This window comes from Flavisphingopyxis soli (genome assembly GCF_007995095.1).
Lineage (GTDB): Bacteria > Pseudomonadota > Alphaproteobacteria > Sphingomonadales > Sphingomonadaceae > Flavisphingopyxis > Flavisphingopyxis soli.
This window is the reverse complement of sequence record NZ_VOPY01000004.1, coordinates 1-17,627: the sequence shown is the minus strand read 5'-3', so window position 1 is coordinate 17,627 and position 17,627 is coordinate 1. Positions and strand designations below refer to the sequence as shown.

General features: G+C 57.3%; 17 protein-coding genes. 12 read left to right on the top strand and 5 right to left on the bottom strand.

Annotation, left to right across the window (positions count from 1 at the left end; genetic code table 11):
- Window positions 1–213 precede the first annotated feature (213 nt).
- The 4 genes from FSZ31_RS12860 (at window position 214) to FSZ31_RS12095 (ending at window position 3,555) form a co-directional block, all read left to right on the top strand.
- Window positions 214–375, top strand: coding sequence for a hypothetical protein (locus FSZ31_RS12860; RefSeq protein WP_161596026.1), 162 nt, complete (start codon window positions 214–216; stop codon window positions 373–375).
- Window positions 376–914: 539 nt separating this feature from the next.
- On the top strand, window positions 915–2,081 hold the full coding sequence (locus FSZ31_RS12105; RefSeq protein WP_147123676.1) for a tyrosine-type recombinase/integrase: 1,167 nt from the start codon (window positions 915–917) through the stop codon (window positions 2,079–2,081).
- Window positions 2,082–2,468: 387 nt separating this feature from the next.
- Window positions 2,469–2,978 (top strand): excisionase family DNA-binding protein, encoded by a 510-nt coding sequence (locus FSZ31_RS12100; protein ID WP_147123675.1) that lies wholly within the window; start codon window positions 2,469–2,471, stop codon window positions 2,976–2,978.
- A complete protein-coding gene (locus FSZ31_RS12095) occupies window positions 2,938–3,555 on the top strand; it encodes a PIN domain-containing protein (protein WP_161596025.1) in 618 nt (205 codons plus the stop codon). The genes FSZ31_RS12100 and FSZ31_RS12095 overlap by 41 nt, the downstream gene beginning before the upstream one ends.
- Before the next feature lie 801 nt (window positions 3,556–4,356).
- Here the strand turns inward: FSZ31_RS12095 and FSZ31_RS12085 are convergent.
- A complete protein-coding gene (locus FSZ31_RS12085) occupies window positions 4,357–6,300 on the bottom strand; it encodes a DUF2075 domain-containing protein (protein ID WP_147123672.1) in 1,944 nt (647 codons plus the stop codon).
- A 419-nt stretch (window positions 6,301–6,719) separates the two neighbouring features.
- Between FSZ31_RS12085 and FSZ31_RS13125 the strand changes: the two genes are divergently transcribed.
- Window positions 6,720–6,911 (top strand): DUF6961 family protein, encoded by a 192-nt coding sequence (locus tag FSZ31_RS13125; protein WP_147123671.1) that lies wholly within the window; start codon window positions 6,720–6,722, stop codon window positions 6,909–6,911.
- Between the two features lie 7 nt (window positions 6,912–6,918).
- Here the strand turns inward: FSZ31_RS13125 and FSZ31_RS12075 are convergent, their stop codons facing one another.
- Complete coding sequence (locus tag FSZ31_RS12075; protein ID WP_328592401.1) at window positions 6,919–7,620, bottom strand: hypothetical protein; 702 nt, start codon at window positions 7,618–7,620, stop codon at window positions 6,919–6,921.
- A 226-nt stretch (window positions 7,621–7,846) separates the two neighbouring features.
- Between FSZ31_RS12075 and FSZ31_RS12070 the strand changes: the two genes are divergently transcribed.
- The gene (locus tag FSZ31_RS12070) at window positions 7,847–8,347 is read left to right on the top strand and encodes a thermonuclease family protein (protein ID WP_328592400.1); all 501 of its coding nucleotides are present in this window, start codon (window positions 7,847–7,849) and stop codon (window positions 8,345–8,347) included.
- A 410-nt stretch (window positions 8,348–8,757) separates the two neighbouring features.
- Here the strand turns inward: FSZ31_RS12070 and FSZ31_RS13120 are convergent, their stop codons facing one another.
- Together FSZ31_RS13120 and FSZ31_RS12055 are read right to left on the bottom strand one after the other, a co-directional pair.
- Window positions 8,758–8,991: a helix-turn-helix domain-containing protein gene (locus FSZ31_RS13120; RefSeq protein ID WP_408021667.1), complete on the bottom strand. Its 234-nt coding sequence runs from the start codon at window positions 8,989–8,991 to the stop codon at window positions 8,758–8,760.
- Window positions 8,992–9,317: 326 nt separating this feature from the next.
- Window positions 9,318–9,923, bottom strand: coding sequence for a hypothetical protein (locus FSZ31_RS12055; protein WP_147123668.1), 606 nt, complete (start codon window positions 9,921–9,923; stop codon window positions 9,318–9,320).
- A 325-nt stretch (window positions 9,924–10,248) separates the two neighbouring features.
- Here FSZ31_RS12055 and FSZ31_RS12050 point away from each other — a divergent pair, with 325 nt between their 5' ends.
- Window positions 10,249–10,866, top strand: a complete 618-nt coding sequence (locus FSZ31_RS12050) for a flavin reductase family protein (RefSeq protein ID WP_147123667.1) — start codon at window positions 10,249–10,251, stop codon at window positions 10,864–10,866.
- A 76-nt stretch (window positions 10,867–10,942) separates the two neighbouring features.
- On the opposite strand, the gene FSZ31_RS12045 is transcribed toward FSZ31_RS12050, so the two are convergent.
- Window positions 10,943–11,929: a L,D-transpeptidase family protein gene (locus tag FSZ31_RS12045; protein ID WP_201739181.1), complete on the bottom strand. Its 987-nt coding sequence runs from the start codon at window positions 11,927–11,929 to the stop codon at window positions 10,943–10,945.
- 334 nt (window positions 11,930–12,263) lie between these two features.
- On the opposite strand from FSZ31_RS12045, the gene FSZ31_RS12040 reads away from it, so the two are divergent.
- The 5 genes from FSZ31_RS12040 to FSZ31_RS12020 form a co-directional block, all read left to right on the top strand.
- On the top strand, window positions 12,264–13,058 hold the full coding sequence (locus tag FSZ31_RS12040; RefSeq protein ID WP_147123666.1) for an N-formylglutamate amidohydrolase: 795 nt from the start codon (window positions 12,264–12,266) through the stop codon (window positions 13,056–13,058).
- On the top strand, window positions 13,048–14,928 hold the full coding sequence (locus FSZ31_RS12035) for a flavohemoglobin expression-modulating QEGLA motif protein (RefSeq protein WP_147123665.1): 1,881 nt from the start codon (window positions 13,048–13,050) through the stop codon (window positions 14,926–14,928). Before FSZ31_RS12040 ends, FSZ31_RS12035 begins: the two co-directional genes overlap by 11 nt.
- 13 nt (window positions 14,929–14,941) lie before the next feature.
- Complete coding sequence (locus FSZ31_RS12030; RefSeq protein ID WP_147123664.1) at window positions 14,942–15,997, top strand: glutathione synthetase; 1,056 nt, start codon at window positions 14,942–14,944, stop codon at window positions 15,995–15,997.
- Window positions 15,998–16,270: 273 nt separating this feature from the next.
- The gene (locus tag FSZ31_RS12025; RefSeq protein ID WP_147123663.1) at window positions 16,271–17,197 is read left to right on the top strand and encodes an ATP-grasp domain-containing protein; all 927 of its coding nucleotides are present in this window, start codon (window positions 16,271–16,273) and stop codon (window positions 17,195–17,197) included.
- Window positions 17,194–17,627 (top strand): LLM class flavin-dependent oxidoreductase (locus FSZ31_RS12020; protein ID WP_147123662.1); only part of this gene is annotated, 434 nt, incomplete at its 3' end. The genes FSZ31_RS12025 and FSZ31_RS12020, both read left to right, overlap by 4 nt.

Genomic DNA, 17,627 nt, shown 5'->3' with positions numbered 1-17,627 from the left:
TTGTCCGGAGGGCTCATTCGTCGAGATGGGGGAAATAACGGTTCGGAGTGCGAGGGAACAGCGGCGCCAAACCGGAGTGAGTGGCAAAAAAGTCCGGCTCATCGGACGAGCTCAATTCCAGCAAATACTATTACAATGTGTACATCTGGTCCCTAAATGCTGCTGTCACGGATGGTCTACGGCAACAACGCCAAGTGCTAGCGCGAACGTCAGATGCCCGCATTTCGCACTCTTTCCATCTCATTGTTGGAGGCCGCGCCGCTGACAGGCGCCAAGGCAGTGGCCGTCGTCGACGAACTGCCACGCAACACGATGGGCAAGTTACAAAAGGCGGAACTCCGTGTGACCTATGCAGGGAAATTCGAAGGCGAATAGGAGCAGCTGCCGATTAGCGTTCCAACCCCGGCACGCTATTGTGCTCGGAGCGACTGCCGCGCCCTGTCGACTGAGCCGCTTAGTACGATCGGATCGCCGACCGCCCAATCAGAATGGCACCCTAAGCACGCACGGTCCTTCACTAGGCCCTTTGACGAAGCTCGTGTCGCTGCTGCCAAACGCAAACAGAGCGCATGGCACCCGAACCTACGCTCCCACTTGCTTCATAAACTCCAGGAGCCAACGACAAAAACCCCACTGGATACAGTGGGGTGAATTGGTTCGGGATCAGGATGCTATGGTGGTTGCGGGGGTTGGATTTGAACCAACGACCTTCAGGTTATGAGGGCTCTAGCACAACCCTACGCATAGTTACGCTTTAAACCGCAATCACCCTTTATTTCAGCGTCTTAGCTTGACTGTTAAACGGTCTGACGGCTGTGTGACTACGCACGGTTTCGCAACGGTTCGTTCCCGCCTGCTTCCTATATGCTTCCGGATCGGACCTCGAAATCGCCGCTGGTAACAGGAGGCGTAAAATGGCCAAGCTAACCAAGCGTCAAATCGAGGCTCTGGAGCCCCGCAGTAGCGACTATTTTGTCTGGGATGGAGACCTATCTGGCTTCGGCATTCGCATCTTCCCAACGGGGCGAAAACAGTTCGTAGTTCAGTATCGCTATGGACGCACCTCACGTCGGATGAGCCTGGGTCGGTTTGGAGCAATCACTCCGGACCAAGCCCGCGGCCTTGCGCTCGAAGCCTTGGTTAAGCTGCGAAAGGACGTCGATCCTCAACTGGAGAAGCGGGAACGGCGAACCGCTCTGCTAGTTCGCGATTTGGCTGACCGCTTCGATGAGGAGCATGTCGCGGTCCATCTCAAGGCGAGCACCGCCAAGGAGTATCGCCGTAATCTGAAGTTGTTCATTCTGCCGGCCATTGGTCATCTCCGGATCATCGATGTCACCCGCGCCGACGTCGCGAAATATCACCATGATTGGCGACATCGGCCATACCAAGCGAACCGTAATCTCGAGATAATCTCCAAGATGTTCAATCTTGCCGAGCTTTGGGGGCTGCGACCCGACGGCACAAACCCGCGCAGGCACATCAAGAAATATCCCGAGAAGAAGCGCGAGCGGTATTTCTCATCCTCGGAACTGCATTCGCTCGGCCGGATCCTGATCGACATGGAGGAAGAAGCGATCGAGCTGCCATCGGCAATCAATGCGGTCCGCCTACTTCTATTCACTGGCTGTCGTCTCAATGAGATCATGACCCTACAGTGGTCTCACGTCGACACCGCGAACAAATGCCTTCGCCTTCCCGATTCCAAGACGGGCGCGAAGGTGGTTCATATTGGGCGTGCCGCGCTTGAAGTCCTCGGCCAGGTCGAAGTACTGCCCGACAACCCGTTTGTGATCACCGGCCGCAATTACGGTCAGCACCTGACGGATCTCCAGCCCTTTTGGCAGCGCGTCCGAGGACGAGCGGGGCTAAAAGACGCACGCATCCACGATCTTCGACATACGTTTGCCTCGATCGCGGTGAGCAACGGTCAGAGCCTGCCAATGATCGGGAAGTTGCTCGGCCATACGCAGGTGCAAACGACCGCGCGCTATGCGCACCTCGCCACCGATCCCCTTCTCGAGGCTGCGAACGACATTACATCTCACATATCAGCGAGCTTGGCTGGCCAAGGACGGTAGCTAGTCAGGTTCGGTCCCAATGTTCAATCGGGACCGTTAGGCTACTCAACCCAAGAGCGTGGCCTGACCTAGCATCCCGCAGCCACGTCAGCATTGCATCTTAATGTCGACCGGCCCCGTGCCAAACCGCTGAGGCCAATATCCGCCGTGGTGAAACATATTTTTTGCCATCGGAACGGAGCTGCCACGGGTTCAAAGCCAGCATAGAATTCCTTTAATACCAATGGCCTATAGCTCAACAGAGTTGCCTACACTGCCGGTCAGGAAGACCGGGGCTGGACGCATGCGTACGAAAGTCGGAACTTAGATTTTTCGTTTTCGTTTATTTCATATATTGCGGTTATTTCGTTTATCGCTATATGGAGTTTGTCGAGAAGGAGATCTGACATGGCAGCATTGGCTGTAAATATGGAAAGCCTGCACGAGCCCAGCGTTGAGGAAATTGACGCTGCACGGCTTGCTGCTCGGCAATTTTCCAAGCTAGATCATGGGGTCCCTATTAGCTTCACGCCTCAAGCTCGCAAAGATGCTAAAGGCGAAGGTGGAGCGAAGGTCGAACCCATCACAATTCCAGCGAATATCTTTCGCACGATGATCAAGATGCTAGTGGAAATGGGCAATGGCAACGCGGTGGCGGTTGTTCCCGTGAGTGCCGAATTGACCACGCAACAGGCAGCAGATCTACTAAACGTTTCGCGACCCCATCTTGTAAAGCTTTTAAAGGAACGCGTTCTTCCTTTTCGAATGGTTGGAACGCATCGAAAGCTGCTCGCAAAAGACGTTTTGAACCATCGGGAAAAGTTCGTTCGCGATCGTCGCGACGCCTTGGCTAAGATGGTTGAACTAGATGAGGAACTTGGCCTTATCGACGATGAAAGCGTGGGGTCGAAAGACTGAAATGCTAGTCGGACGTTACTCCGCATTCTTAGACGCCAATGTGCTCCACCCGGCGTTTCTCAGAGCATCCCTCTTATGGTTTGCGGATGCGCGGCTGCTCAGACCTGTATGGTCAAAGGATGTCCTAAAAGAGTGGCGGCGCAGCGTGCAGCGCCGCCACTCCGACATTGACGATGCCAAACTGGACGCGCTTCAAGCTACATTCGTTGACCAATTCCCAGATGCAGAAGTTTCAGAATACGAGCCATTTATCGAGGCGATTCAGCTGCCCGATAAAGATGATCGCCACGTCTTAGCTGCCGCAATTGTAGGGCGTTGCAACGGCATTATAACGTCAAACTTGAAACACTTTCCCCCAGATGCGCTCGATAAATTTGGCATCGAAGCAGTTCACCCTGACGATTTTATCGTGAACATCATCGACCTAGATAGCAACAAGGCGCTTGGCGCTTGTAAACGACACCGCGAGGCGATGACAAAGTCAGCGCCAACAGTGGAAGAGTTTTTAGAACGCTTTAAAATTGCCGGATTAATTCAAGCGCATCACCGGCTTTGCCAAAACAAGGAGCTATTATGAAAAATGGGAGGTGCAGCTAAAGCCGCACCCCCCAATCGTTCCTCGTGCAGAACGCGGTCCCTGTGCGGGAATGCGCAACATCAAGGCTAAGCACCGTGCTATTAGCACGGCTTTGGTTAAGCGCAAATTTCTGGACCGCTTTTTAAGTCGGGTAGATGCCCGCATTCAAAGAAGTGGAAAATTAAATGCCTAACGCCAAAGTGCCCAAGCAAACGTCACATCGCAGTTCGCGGTCCGGCCGCTTCGTAACCGAGCGTTACGCCAAAGGGCACCCTAGCACCACCGAGCGGGAACGGATTAAGCACCCCGAGCGGAAATGAAGAGTAGAGCGAAAATAGCTCGCTGAATGCGAATGCATCGGTCCCACAACGGACCGATGCATTCAATTCGCAAGAGGCAAGAATCGTGAAATCTACGTGATGCCATTTTTCTAAATCAGGCATTGGCGAGCATGGCAGTGCTCCCATTTCCCGCAACTCGTCAGTGACCGCCACAAGCCCCACACCTGCAATGCCAGGACGGCAGAGGCTCGCAGGCAGGAAATGAGAACCTAGGTAGGGGTGCACAGCACACACTCGATACCATACTCTGTCGCGGCCTGATCGAACTTCGGGAGGACCCGGCCCGGCAAGGTCGCGATGGCCCGGCGCTGTAATCCTGCTTGGCTTGTCAGTTTCCAGTTTCGCTAATCGTTACTTCTGAGTCTGGAGCTGTGAATTTATCCAGCAGTCTGCGACTGGCCAAAATCCGAATTTTGTTCTTCTCGACCCTCGGAATCCGAGAGAAGATTTAGGCTGCCAGCTAGAGCAAAGCGAATCCGCACGATGCTAAAAATTTAAAGATAGAATCGTAAACTGACGGTGGCCGAGTGTGATCGCTTTCATCGCCATTGGGGACGAAAATCACGAGCCCTTGCCGCGCCCTGGTCAAAAGAACTCTATAGGAATTCGCGATATACGCCTGGCGCTCGGGATCGTTGACGGATTGCCATTGCGAACCACGAAACTGCAGCGTGCGCCACTCGCCATCGATCCAGCGTAAGTTCGCGTCCCAGCATAAACAGGCCCAATCAAGTTCTAATCCCTGAACATCAAATTCAGTGGCGGCATCCTCCAACGCATCTGATGATCGCACGTCATCGACATCAGCTAGAAACCACTTTTCAGGTTCAATCTTAGCTTTGACGAAAATACCGTGGGGCTTGAGCCGCGCGGCGTTGGACGAGGCAAGCAGGCCCGCTCTCTCGTTCCCCCTTCGGCGAGACCTAAGCCAATTGCGCGCTGCTCCAAGGTCACGGGTGATCAATAGAGGATACTCTGACAGCTCCTCATGAATTTGCTTCGCCGCCGCCGCATCCCCATCGATCAGATGGCCCACAAAATCCGATAACTTCTCAGCCCTGAAAGAGCGGATTGAGGTGGCGAGATGGAGTGCGGGAGCATGGACTTGTCGCGGCAGCTCAACGCTTGTTTGCAGTGCGTCAGGGATATGCGCTTCCCAATGAGGAAACGACCTTTTCAACGCCCTTAGCCACTCGTCGATGCCGGCTTCGCCGGTGTTAATCTCCTGCCCGCCGCCGACCAAACAGACTATCGCACACCAGCCTGGATGTCGGTCCATTACGCTGAGCAGGAATTCAGGCTCTGACATGGCAAAGCCTACCTGCCCCTTCTTCTGCTGCATAAATTTCGATGTTTGTTCAACATCCCAAGCTCGCTGAGCCTCATCAAACACAGCGACCTTCTCGTCAGGTGGTAGGTTCGATGTGAGAGCTTCATCGCGAAAATGGTGGATGTTCTGAATGAAGGCGGACGCCTGCCGCTTCTCTAACGTCTTCGAGGTGGACTTACCTTCGGCGTTCGCTCGAGCCACTGCATCAAGGGCGAGGGCTTCGCGAAGAACAGCTACGAGAGGTCCATTGCCCGACAGGAAAACAGCATGCTCATCGGAGTGTGCTCGTTGCCGCGCGGTTGCTAGATTGAGGCCAGCGAGGGTCTTTCCAGACCCAGGGACGCCGGTGATAAAGCAGATGATCTTCTTCCCGTCAGCCTTCGCGCTTTCAATTGCTGCCGAGACATAGTCAGCAGTTTTTGTTAAATTTTCCGCGCCGGCTTCCGAGCGTGAGATCTCCTCGACGTCGTGTCCACTGTACAGTGCTTGTGCAGCTTCAACGATCGTAGGGGTCGGGCGGTACCGGCCGGCCAACCAAGCCGAAGGATCGATTTCCTGACCCTGTCCCCAGACCCGACAGATGAAGTTAATGGCCGGAGCGAGCTGATCGGAATTTACCCGAAGGGGCTGTGCCAGGCTGTCCTCGTCCCATTCGAGAGGTGCAACGATGGACTCTTCAGCCTCCGTCGCCACCAGAATTGGTACCACAGCGAGATCGTGACTTGGCTCGTGAAAGTGCTTGAGATCGAGGCCATAGCCATATGCCTGATTGAGGCTTGAGCGATCGAAGCTTTTTGACCCGACCTTATATTCGACGACGAATATAATTCCCGAGTGAAGGATTATGAGGTCAGCCCTTCTCCCCATCCTTGGGATCAGAAACTCCATCGAGAAATGCGCGCCGGGCAATTCTCGCGCAAGCTCGCGCAAATGCCGAATCTGGTAGTTCCAGGCAAAGCGCTGAGCCGGCTCTACGGGAAAGGAAAGCTTTCCAGCCAACTGACCATACAGCTCATGGTCGCTTACAAATTGGAGATCGGAAGCAGGTAGGGAAACAAAGGTTCGATGCATCATCTTCGATTGTCTCATAGTCCGCTAGGAGGCAACTCATCATAGAGTCTAAGATGAGGCTTCAGCCATGGCCGGCATGCGCGAGTTGGCTTGGAGCCCGTCCCTGCTTTTTGTATTTCGCTTAGCCGTTACAGGCGCAGCCTTTGCCTTTGGTGCAAGTCTTTTCGCGAGCAATACAGCTGTCACCGCATGCTTTTCCCTTGTGACAAGTCTTACAGCATCCGACCGCCGCGCCCGCTACTCCGCTCCCGCATATGGGAACCGACGCGGGGATAGGCGCGAACGCTAGCGCGGCACCCAACATCATCAACGTCTTCATAGACTTTCTCCCTAGCAAATAGCCCCAGCAGATTGCCGCTGGTGCGGAGCCGGTCCAACGAGCCTTCTAGACATCTGGGATCGCTAGACCGTAGCGTTGCAAGATGACTCCCCAGCAAGAATTGTGGGCTTGTGCTTCGACCGTTCTGAGCCAGCATGGTGGCGATGCCCCTCTATTCGTCGCCAATCGAATTGGAGAATTGGCGCTTGCTGGCGACACAGACGGGATCCGTGTTTGGAAGGCTATTGCGGCGCGGATCGACCAACTCACGAAGGCCGATCCCACGCCGCATTAGCTTGTAGTTATTCGCCCCCAGCGTCGGCTTCAGACGCTGCCTCAACCGCTACAGGAGCGGCAACGACCATCGGCTGTGCAGCAGGCACCTCAAGCGGAGCTACAGCAGCAGCTTGCATGGCAAGCGGCACATCTTCGTCGATAAAGCCTTTGACCGGACCGTTCATTGGCAGCGTGGCACTGGTACCGGTGACGAAGAAGCCCGCGACCGGGACAAATGCAATCGCTCCAACGACGCCCGCGGTGCCGGTGACCCCTTTGTCGTCAAAGGTGCCTGTCAGACGGATCTGGCGTCCATTTACGCGAACGAACAGAAGCTTGGCTTCAAGCTTGCCAGACTTCCCCCACATGCCTTTATTGCGGACGCTAGTGATCTCGCCCCAAGCGGGCGAACCAGTCGGAATGACGGTCACGCCGTTGACCTCGACCGGCGCGGTCACCGTGAGCTGAAACCGCTGTCCGACCTTTGCAACCTTCTTCTTGGTCGTAACCTCTTCCGCCATTGCGAGCGAGATTTCGGTGCCGGCGCGTAGAACTGCCTGACCGTTCGCCGCCGGTGCCAGTGCGGCGACAGGCTGGATAGCAATGGGCTGCAGCTCAGAGGGCTGCGGCGCTACCGGCTGAATAGCTACGGGAGCTGGGACAGTCTGCGCGTGCGCAATGGCGATCGGCGACGCGCAAAGCGCCGCAGCAGTCAAATATCGAATCATTATAAAACCCCTGTTTAGTTGCCGTCGCCCCGACGGCTTCGCTAAACTGATGATAAAATGCGATAAGAGTCAACTGTCAGGGACGATTACCATTAACCGTCTGTCTTTACGTTCAGTAGAACGAGGCGAATTTTGGGAGAAGCAACTGTCGGATGAGAGTGCCTCACCGAGCGCGGCCCTGAGCCCATTCTCGACATTCGGTGGCGAACCACGATAGTAACCAGGAATGAAACTATGGCCGCACCCCCTGGACCCCGAGCCTAAGTCGGGGTGGATAACGATCGCTGTGTGGTTGGTTGGACTTTCCTTAGTCGTAATGCTCGCTGCATCGCTGGTTGCCTGTGCTGCGGTCTCACCAACCACGCGAGATCGCGAGCCCCTTTCGGCATGCTCGGTGACTGATGGCGACACATTGCGATGCCAGGATGAGCGCGTTCGTTTGCTGGGGATCGATGCACCGGAAATGCCAGGCCATTGCCGACAAGACAGGACATGCGTTGAAGGCGATCCACTCGAGTCAAAGCTCGCCCTTGAACAAGCCATCGCTCAAAAGCGCCTCACGATCGAGCGCGTCGCTAAAGATCGATACGGCCGAACGCTGGCGCTCGTGTTCGCAGACAAGCAAGACGTATCGTGCATCCTGTTGGCTGGTGGATACGCTGTGTACGTGGAGCGATGGGACAACGGCCGGCGCATTCATAACGACTGCCCTGCGGCTGCTCAATGACGGCGAGATCTGCGCAAGGTCAAGCTCGGCGAAATGACGCGCCTCTGTCAGCATCGCCCGTTCTAACCTGTCGGACAGCATTCGCATTGCCGCGCTAGGCTGCGCTGCAGACGAAGCAGGCCGAAATCTTACCCCCCCTACGCTATCTTGATCTCGCGCTTTTTTTTGAACCACGCCGGTCTCAGATCGAAAGGCTGTAGGGTTTCAGATCCCCCCCCCTTCGGTCACCCAACGCTTCGCTTCGTAATGCGCCTCGGCACCATTGCCGGCGCTCCGATTGGTTCTCAAAAGCGTGATCCAAAAAGCAAAAGCTACCCAAAACTGGTAGCCTTAGCTTCCGTAGGATTCTCTTTGGATTCCTAGTTTAGATTCTGTCGGACAATCTGTCCGGTTCATTTGGTCTCAAAGTCCTATTTGCCGGACTTATTGGCCGGGATAAAGTCATCCAGAACACGAAACCTGTCAGTCGGTCTGTTGCTTGGGATGCGACTTATCAGGCCGTTATCCAAAAGAGATTGCGTTGCCCGTCGAACTGTACGGACATTACAACCAGCCTCACGTGCGGTCCGAGCCTGGGATTGGAAGAACTCACCGGTCACGTTTGCCCTCCTTGCCATTACTAAAAGGATCGCTCGATCGCGCATGCTGAGATCTGGATAGTCGAATGCGAGATCGAGACGCCGGACTGCACCCTCACGCACCGGTAAAGTCCGAATGGGTAAACCAGTTCTCAAACCGCTCGATTTCTGAGCGAGGATATCGAACGGACCCTCCGATCTTTACCCAACGCGGACCGACATTCCTCTGGCGCTGTCCCTCCAAGCTTCGGGGGCTAACGCTCCAGCGCTTCGCCAGCGCTTTAGTGGTCATAAAAGGTGGTATTTGCTCGTTCATAAAAACCTCCTGGTAGTTGGAGGTTCGCTAGAGATACAAACCGTAGCGGCTTAATAAGATCTAATTAGAAGCGAGATTAGACCTGTTCATCCTTACCAAGCCGAAATGGAGGGCCAGGCTTCCTATAAGCTGGATCGATATCGGCCTTTTTCCAAGCCTTTTTGAATTCACCAATCTCCAATCCGCCTATGATGGCGAAAACTTTATGGTAGATATCTTCGTACCTGGATCCGGGCTGCTTCGGAACGCAGGACCGACAGATCCCCTCAATCTCTTCGATGATTTTGTCGTCGCGGGACGGTACATAGACATCCAGCCGAACATCTGAGAATGGGCCAATAATGTTGGACGTGAGGCTGATACGGTTAGCCGAAAAGCTGGCGATATATTCGCCCAAGATCGTTTCGCGCTGATTGCCAATCCGCCCAGATACGACCCATTTCTGAGAATTTATTCCTTCGATCAGCGCTTCGATCAAACCTTTGCGTAAATCTATGTATTTCTGATAGCCCTTTGATGCGGGCGTTACGATTACGCGGTGCCCCTTCCAATCTTCTGGCAATGGTTCTCGTCGCACGCTTGCAGGTTTCAGTTTGATGCCCGCGGCAAGTTTGGCGAGATCGCCGCTTTTCCCCAGAAACTTCTCTACTGCTTCAGATAGGTAAATAGGATCGTTGCTCATTGGGTGACATTAGCTCGCTTACGTTGTCACACAAGAATGGTGGACCTACGATTAGGAAGCGAGGGTTCGAAACATGATTGGCTAACCTGAACCAGGCTCTCTTTAGGGGCTTTCTGTTGGGGCAGGTTCAAACGATAGGCTCGTTTTCCCGGATCCATCAGAGCTCATCGGTGTAACTAACCGTCATCGCCTATGATCGCTGCAGAGGTTTTGGCGCATTTGTTCTCGATCGCGAGGGCATGACCAACTCTCAAATCGCAGCCACCGCTTCGACGGGAGCATCCGCCGCCCTTGAAGTAGGCCGCTGGCCGAGCATATTCCTAATATGACCGAATATCACTTCTACGAGCCCGCCGACGGGCACCGGCTGCCGCACGATCCGCTCAATGCCATCGTCGCGCCGCGCCCAATCGGGTGGGTGTCGACGGTAAGCGCAGATGGCGTGCGCAACCTGGCACCTTACAGCTTCTTCAACCTGATCAACTATCGCCCGCCGCTGATCGCTTTCTCGTCGACGGGTTGGAAGGATTCGGTCGCCAATGTGAAGGCAACGGGCACCTTTGTCTGGAACCTTGCGACTATGGCTCAGGTGGAGCAGATGAACGCGAGCTCGGCAAACGTGGCCTCCGACGTCGACGAGTTCGATCTAGCTGGTCTAGACGCGTTGCCCTCTTCGCTCGTCAAAGCCGATCGCGTGGCAGGCAGCCCGGTCCATTTTGAGTGTCGTTTGACCCAGCTCATCCAGCTTCAGACCAAAGAAGGTCGTGAGCTCGACCAGTGGCTCGTGATCGGCGAGGCGGTCGGTATCCATATCGACACGGCCACGCTCGAAGATGGTGTCTACCAGACTGCGCGTCCGCGTCCGATAATGCGTGGCGGCGGCCCGGCCGATTATTTCGAGTTCACCGAGGATCAATTGTTCAGGATGAGGCGGCCGGACTGATCAAGCAGAATGGACATCATTGCTTGTAAGCCGGTCCTAGGCCCTCACCCACCCGGCCGGCTGCACGCGGACTACTCTAGACGAACACGACTTCCGCTTCGCCAGCCTTTACCGCGCCCATCAATTTGCGCGCGTCCCAGTTGGTTAAGCGAACACAGCCATGGCTCGCCGTTTTGCCTATCAATTTTGGATCGGGCGAGCCGTGGATGCCGTAGCCGTCCTTGCCAAGGTCGATCCACACGCCGCCGACCGGATTGTTCGGACCCGGCGGCAGCGTCAGTGCCGTGTCGCCACCCCATTCCTGGTCGGTAGGATCGAAGGTGTAATTGGCATCGGCGGCGATGGCAGCCACCTTCATCTTGCCGCTCGGCGAGGGAAAATCGTTGCTCCCCACCGTGGCAGGATAGCTTGCGACCATCTTGCCGTCTCCGTCATATGCCCGCACTTCGGATTTGGCCTTATCAACCTCGATCCGCGCAACTGCAGGCAACTGCGAGTTTCGTACTGCCGCGACCGTGATCTGCGTTCCGGCCTTGGCAGTGGCGAAGTCGACCTCCGGATTGAGCGCTTCAAGCAGGCCCTGTGCCATGTGGAATTTCTCGGCCAAGGCCTCGACGGCGCTCGCGTAACCCAGGCGGTCCTGTTTCGCCTGTGCCGCCATGCCGCCTGGAACCGTCTTATACGGACCCGCAACATCGGCTTCGCTCAAGGCATAATGGCGCAACAACCCACCCTCTGACCCCTTCCGCAAAGCCGCGCTTGTCTTCGCGTCGATCTTGCCGTCGGAGTTCAACCCGTTAGCCAGTTCGAATGCCGCAATTGCGCGCGACGTGTTGCCGCCGCCGTAGCCATCGATCACGCCAGGGGAATGGCCCGCGGCATCAAGCAAGATCTGGGTGACAAGCATCTCTCGTGTACGCTCGCCGGCGAAAAGCGTATCTGGAATGCTGACCGAGAACGACGCTTCAGCCGCTTTGCCCTGCTTGGCATCATTCGTTTGGCTTGCGGCGGGGGTGATCGATAGCGCGAGCGCGGCGGTCGAGAGCGATAATATTTTGATCATTTACAACGAACGGGTGAGGAGCCGATAAGGTTGCGAACCAGCGGTTTCTTCAAGATTTGGCGCTTGCGCTTAGCAATCCTTGAATAAATAGCATTTGTGGCAGAGCAATCCAGGGGGTCAATTATAAATCGGCCGATCGGTTCTGGTCGGGCTGCTGGCATGATGGCTTCAATTACCGAAAAGCCGATCGGTAGATTTCGAGCGCGCGGTCTTGGCGGCGGATTTTCAATTCATAGCTGCGTTATTGGTGAGGCGACACAAGAGGATTTCATTTCCGTTATGAAACAATAGCGCGCTCTAGCGGTTACCCTTTGCGACAATAGCGAGGGCCACGATGCCTACAGATCATCCAATATTATGGCGCATACAGCGCGGCGATGACCCGGTTCTGGCGACCGCTATCCACGACGGCAACGGCCTGCGCGACGAGGTTCGTGCGGCGATGAAGCTCGACGATGCAGGCCGGCTGCGCGAGGAGGATCCACACACCGGCCAAGCAATCGAAGCCATTGCGACGCATATCGTAGCGGCGCGATCGCGTTTTGAATTCGACCTCAATCGCGCGTCGGACAGCGCGATCTATCGCACCCCCGACATGGCCTGGGGACTCGACATCTGGCACGCGCCGCCGACTGAAGAGGTCGTCGCCCACTCGCTCGAACTGCATACCAGCTACTACCGGATGCTCGGCGGATTGCTCGACGATCTGGCCGAACGTCATGGCCGCTTCGTCCTTCTAGACGTACATAGCTACAACCACCGACGCGACGGCCCCAATGCCGAACCGACGCCGCAAGACGACGCGCCCGACATCAATATCGGCACGTTTTCGATGCCGCGCGATTATTGGGCACCCGTGCTCGACCCGGTGATCGAGGCAATGCGCGACTTCAATTTCAACGGCCGCCGGCTCGACGTACGCGAAAATGTCGCGTTCCAAGGCAAGGGCGAACAGACGCGCTTCGTCCACGAACGCTATCCGCACGTTGGCTGCGCCATCGCGATCGAATTCAAGAAGTTCTTCATGGACGAATGGTCGGGCACCCCCGACCCCGCCGAGCTTGCCGCGATGCGCGGGCTGATCACGCACGCTGCCGAGGTCGCGCGGGACCGTCTCGATGCTCTCTGACAGCGCAACCGAGCCGGGCGACGCGGGGGCGAACGACGCCTTCATACCCGAATTCGGCCCGACCGGCGCGTTGCGGCAGGGGTGCGGCTGCGAGGGCCGGATCCATATCGACCGGCCCTTGCCTTTCCTCGTCCTCAACCGGTTCGACCCCGAACATCCCGACAGCCTGGCCAAGCGGATCGCGGTGACGAGTTCGGCCTACGCCGTCTGGCCAGAGGGAATAGACGACGCGGCTGCGCTCGAAGCGATCGATGCGGTCCTCCGCCACCAGGCCGAAAGCTGCGAGCGGATATTGCTCATTTCCGTCCACGATCGTGAGCCCGCCGAGCAGGTTTTAGCCAAAGCCGCCAAACTGCCCGAGTTTACCGCGACGATTTCCTCGAGCGAAGACATTGCTGCGCGCGCCGCCGCCGATACGCTAGCCGCGACACTCGCCAAGGTGAAGGTCGATCTGCGCCACTGCACAATCGAGCGCGACAAGCCGCAGCACTGGGAGCCCGGGATCGAGGCGATTGTCGCGGGCGATCCGCGCTTCTCGCATCTTTCGCTCGCGCTGCCGCAAAACTATCAGCGCCCCGACGGGAACGGCATCTATCCGCAGCTGTTCCACGACCTGTCGATCGAGATTTTCGATGCGCTGCTGAAGGCCGCCAAGGCCTTCATGGCGGCGGCCGGCGAGGCTGCGCCCCAACACCATCGCGCGCTCGGCCGCAGCTCGTTCATCGATGCGGCCAAATCGGCCGATGGCAAGCTCGACGAGATTTGCCGCAGCTATGATTTCCTCCTCAGCGTTTCGCCGATCAACACCGAAAAGGCGTTCGCGAAGTTCAGCGAGAGCGGGTTCGAAGAGACTCCCAAGTTCCGCTATCGCCCGCTGACGGTCGATCCCGATCTGGCCAAGCGCGCGCTCTATGCGATCGACCTCAAGAGCGTCGAAGCGCCGATGCTCGAAAACCTGTTTTCCGAAAAGCGCCAGGAGGTCGATTACCAGTTGACGATGCTGGCGGCGCGCAACACGCCTAATTTCCGACACGCCTCGATGCTGCTCTATGGCACCGTCGAACGCGACCTGCGCGATTCGGCGATCGACATATTGGCGAGCAAGCGGCCCAAGTCCGATTCCGACGGCGGGAGCGTCGATTGCTACGCGGTCGAACGCGGCGCGCGTACGCTGGTCGGTGCCTATCGCGCGCAGGATGATCGCTTCGACGTCGCGGTCGAACTGCGCGAGGATATCGCCGCCGGGCTGATGGTGTCGGGCAACAAGGTGCTGATCTCGACCGCGACCAACATGCCCGCGCACCGACTCGAGCCGCTGCTCCACCACGAAATCAGCATCCATGCGCTGACCTGGGTCAACGGCGCGCAGCAGGGGCTGGCGATGTTCCGCACCGGCCTTGCCCAGTATGAAGGCGTCCAGGAAGGCCTTGGCGTATTCGCCGAATGGGCGGTCGGCGGACTGACCTGGGCACGGCTGCGCGCGCTCGCCGCGCGCGTCGTCGGGGTCGATGCGATGATTGCGGGCGCGAGCTTCGTAGAATGCTTCCGCCTGCTCCACGACACGCACGGATTTTCGGCGCGCGGCGCGTTCAACATCACCGCGCGCATCTATCGCTCGGGCGGCTTTGCCAAGGACGTCATCTACCTGCGCGGGTTCAAGACCGTGCTCGACCTCATCGCCGCGGGCGGCGACCTGACGCCCTATTGGTACGGCAAAATCGCGCCGCAACATATCGCGGTGATCGAGGAGTTCGCGCTGCGCGGGCTGCTGCGCAAACCGTTGTTTACCCCCGCCTTCCTGACGCGCGACGACGTCCGGGACAGGATCGCGGCATTCCGCCAAAACCCTTCGCTTTCCTCGCTCCTATGATCGGAACACATCCATGAAGATCGCCTTTTTCGTCAATTCGATGGCCGATGAATTTCCCAATTATGCGACCACAGTGCTGGCCGCGCAGGCCGCCGTGCATGGTCATGACGTCTATTATATGACGCCCGAGGATTTCGTCCTCGAACCCGGCGGCGGCATGTCGGTCCATGTCCGCGCAGCACCGACCCCGCCCAAGGGCGGCTATGAGGACCACACCAAGTTCTTCGCCGAACTGAAGAAAGTCGCGAACAAGACGAGCAAGCTCGACATCGCCGAGCTCGACGTGCTGATGCTGCGCAGCGATCCGTCGAACGATGCGCAGGACCGCCCCTGGGCCGAGGACGCGGGCATATTGTTTGGGCGCGAGGCGGTGAAGCGCGGCGTCATCGTCCTAAACGATCCCGACAGCCTAGGGCGCGCAATCAACAAGATGTATTTCGAGAGCTTCCCGACCGAAGTCCGCGCCGAGACGCTGATCACCAAGCATCCCGCCGACATCAAGGAATTCGCCAAGAAGCACGGCGGCAACATCATCCTCAAACCGCTGCAGGGTTCGGGCGGATCGGGCGTGTTCAAGGTCGACGGCAAGTCGGCGTCGAACATGAACCAGATGATCGAGGCGATCGAGCGCGACGGCTACATCATTGCGCAGGAATATGTGAAGGCCGCGACCAAGGGCGATATCCGCCTGTTCATGATGAACGGCGAGCCGCTCAGCATCGACAAGAAGTTCTGCGCGCTGCGCCGCGTCCAGTCGCCCGACGACATCCGCAGCAACATCCATGCGGGCGGCAAGGCGGTCAAGGCCGAAGTCGGCGAGACCGAGCTGCGCGTTGCCGAGCTGATCCGCCCCAAGCTGATCTCGGACGGCATGTTCCTTGTCGGGATCGACATCGTCGGCGACAAGATTCTCGAGGTCAACGTTTTCAGCCCCGGCAATCTGCACACATGCAATAAGCTGGCGGGGAAGAACTTCGCCGAGAAGATCATCAGCGCGATCGAGCGCAAGGTTGAAATCCAGCGTGAATTTCCTGGTCAGTTTGACAACCGCGCTCTTGCAAGCCTTTAGACAGCTTCGCCGTCTCAATAAACAACAGGTACATTAGTTTAGCAGTGGGCCCGTTCGCCGCTGCTCAACAATCGTTCGGCTGCTATCTGGCTTCGAGTGGCTACCTTATAATGACCGCGGCTAGGCGCGTTTCAATACAGTGGTTAAAGTCGAAGCCCAACAGGCAGCTAGTGGGCCGTTTGCGGAACGGCGGCTTGAGGATCCCAAGGAGGAAAAAACGGACGCGCATTCCGTGTGCGTTGCATATCGGATCGGCGGTCCTATCTGTCAGCGATGACAAACGACCTAGCCATCGTCTACGAACATCCCCTGTGGTTCGAACCGCTTTTTGCCGCGCTCGACACGCGCGGGATTTCCTACGTCAAGATACCAATGGCCGAGCTATCGTTCGACCCTGCGAACCGTGAACCGCCGGCGCGGGTCATTTTCAACCGACTCGCCATGTCGAGTATCTTGCGCACAGGCGACCATGGCATTTTCAGCGCGATGTCGGCGTTCGAGCATTGGGAGCAGTGCGGCGCGGCGCTCATCAATGGTGCCTCGGCGCTCGGTTTCGATGCCAGCAAGGCGCGCCAACTCGCCAAGCTCTCGGCTCTCGGCATCGATTTTCCAACAACGCGGATCGTGCATCGGCACGATCAGATCGCTCAGGCCGCGGCAGAAATAGGATTTCCGCTGCTGATCAAGGCCAATATCGGCGGCGCTGGGGCAGGCATCGTGCGTTATGACGATGCCGAAGGGCTCAACGCGGCGATTGTCGGGCGAACGGTCCCTAATAGCGTCGACGGCGTCCTGTTGGTGCAGCGTCTCGCCAGTCCGCGCGGTGGCACGATCACGCGTATCGAGACGCTCGCCGAACGCTATCTCTATGCCATCTCGGTTACCAGTGGCGGCGACAATTTTGATCTTTGCCCGGCCGACGCGTGCATCGCGCAACCTGGGCGGCCGGTCGTCCAAATGACGAAGGTCGAGCCAAGCGATGAGCATATCGCGGCGGCCGAACGCATTGTTGCGGCATGCGATATCGATGTCGGCGGAGTAGAGATGATGATTGATGACGCGACGGGAAAGGCACTGTTCTACGACGTCAACGCTTTGTCGAACTTCGTTGCCAATCCGCTCGAAGTGCTCGGCTGGGACCCTCACGAGCGCCTTGTCGACTATCTTGAAACGCGCATCGAAGCGAGGAATTCGGCATGAGGTTTGGCTATTGGATGCCGGTTTTTGGCGGCTGGCTGCGCAACGTTTCCGACGAGGGCATGGAGGCGAGCTGGGACTATGTCCGCCGCTTGACGCAGCGCAGCGAGCAGACTGGCTGGGACCTGTCGCTGATTGCCGAACTCAACCTCAACGACATCAAGGGCATCGAGGAACCGGCGCTCGACGCATGGTCGACCGCTGCCGCGCTCGCCGCGGTCAGTGAGACGATCGAGCTCATGGTCGCAGTGCGGCCCAATTTTCATCAGCCCGCTTTGTTCGCCAAGCAGGCGGCAAACATCGACAATATTGCGGGCGGTCGACTGGCGCTCAACGTCGTGTCGTCGTGGTGGGCTGACGAGGCGACGCAATACGGCCTCGAATTCGACCAGCATGACGATCGCTATGCGCGAACGCGCGAGTGGCTCGACGT